The 1,627-nt window shown below is 71.0% G+C and carries 1 protein-coding gene; it reads left to right on the top strand.

Annotated features, from left to right (window positions below):
* Window positions 1–4 precede the first annotated feature (4 nt).
* On the top strand, window positions 5–1,627 hold a 1,623-nt coding region (locus IF19_RS0134245; protein WP_346009385.1), incomplete at its 3' end, for a non-ribosomal peptide synthetase.

Below are 1,627 nucleotides of genomic sequence, written 5' to 3'. Positions count from 1 at the left end.
CGATCTGGCGGCTTACGCGCACCAGGACGTGCCCTTCGAGCGTCTGGTCGAGGTCGTCAGCCCGCAGCGTTCCATGGCCCACCACCCGCTGTTCCAGGTCATGGTGCTCTTCGACAACAACACGGAGGCATCGTTCACGCTTCCCGGCCTCCAGGTCTCCGCGGGCGACTCCACCACGACGGTCTCGCAGTTCGACCTCTCGTTCGCGCTGTTCCTGGGCGAGCGGCTCGTCCGCGTGCTGGAGGGGCTGCTCGCGGATGTGGACGGCCGGGTGGCGGCAGTCGACGTGCTGTCGGCCGCCGAGCACGGCCGGGTGCTGGAGGAGTGGAACGACACGGTGGCGGCCGGTGCCGCCGAGGTGTCGGTGGTGGGGCGGTTCGAGGCTCAGGTCGCGGCGACGCCGGATGCGACGGCCCTCATCATCGGCGAACGCACCGTCTCCTACCGTGAGTTGAACAGTCGGGCGAATCGCCTGGCGCGCTTCCTGGTGGAGCGGGGCGCGGGTCCGGAGAGGTTCGTGGCGGTGGTGCTGCCGCGGTCGGCTGAGCTGTTGGTCTCGCTGCTGGCGGTGCTGAAGTCGGGTGCGGCGTACGTTCCGGTGGACCCGGACTTCCCCGAGGACCGCATCGCCTACGTCCTGGAGGACTCGTGCCCGGTGCTGACGCTGACCGAGGAGGTCCTCGCGGCCTTCGGCACGGGCGACGCGTACGACGTCGGTGACCTGGGCGTGCCCGGCGACCCGGGCCGTGCCGCCTACGCGATCTACACCTCCGGGTCCACGGGCCGGCCCAAGGGCGTCGTGATCCCCGAAGGCGCGTTGGCCAACTTCCTCGGCTCGATGCAGGACCGTTTCCAGCTCTCCGCCGACGACCGGCTGCCGGCGGTGACGACGGTCGGGTTCGACATCGCCGGCCTGGAGATGTACCTGCCCCTGCTGAACGGCGCGGGCCTGATCCTCGCCGACCGTGACGCGGTCGGGGACCCGTCGGTCCTGGGCGCTCTGCTGAAGGCGTCCGGTGCGACGGTGATGCAGGCGACGCCGAGCCTGTGGCACGCACTCGTCGAGGCCGGGGTGGACCTGTCCGGCCTGCGGGTGCTGGTGGGCGGCGAGTCGCTGCCATCGGATCTGGCGGTGACGCTGGCCGCCACCGCCCGTTCGGTGACGAATCTGTACGGCCCGACCGAGACCACGATCTGGTCGACGGCCGCGGACGTGACAACTTCGGAGCGGGTGACGATCGGGCGTCCGATCGCCAACACGCGGGTGTACGTGCTGGACGCGGCCCTGCGTCCGGTGGCGCCCGGTGTGCCGGGCGAGCTGTACATCGCCGGTGACGGCCTGGCCCGTGGCTATCTCGGTCGTCCGTCGCTGACGGCGGAGCGTTTCGTGGCCGATCCGTTCGGCGCCGAGGGCGCCCGGATGTACCGCACGGGAGACCTGGTGCGCTGGACGGCCGATGGGGTTCTGGAGTACATCGGCCGCACCGACTTCCAGGTGAAGGTGCGGGGCTTCCGCATCGAGCTGGGGGAAGTGGAGTCCGCCCTGAACGGCGTGACGGGTGTGACCGGGGCGACGGCGGTGGTCCGTGAGGACCGTCCGGGCGACCGGCGCCTGGTCGCCTACTAC

Source organism: Streptomyces californicus (genome assembly GCF_000717645.1).
Lineage (GTDB): Bacteria > Actinomycetota > Actinomycetes > Streptomycetales > Streptomycetaceae > Streptomyces > Streptomyces californicus.
The sequence above is the reverse complement of the archived record's forward strand: the minus strand, read 5'-3'. Positions and strand labels throughout refer to the sequence as shown.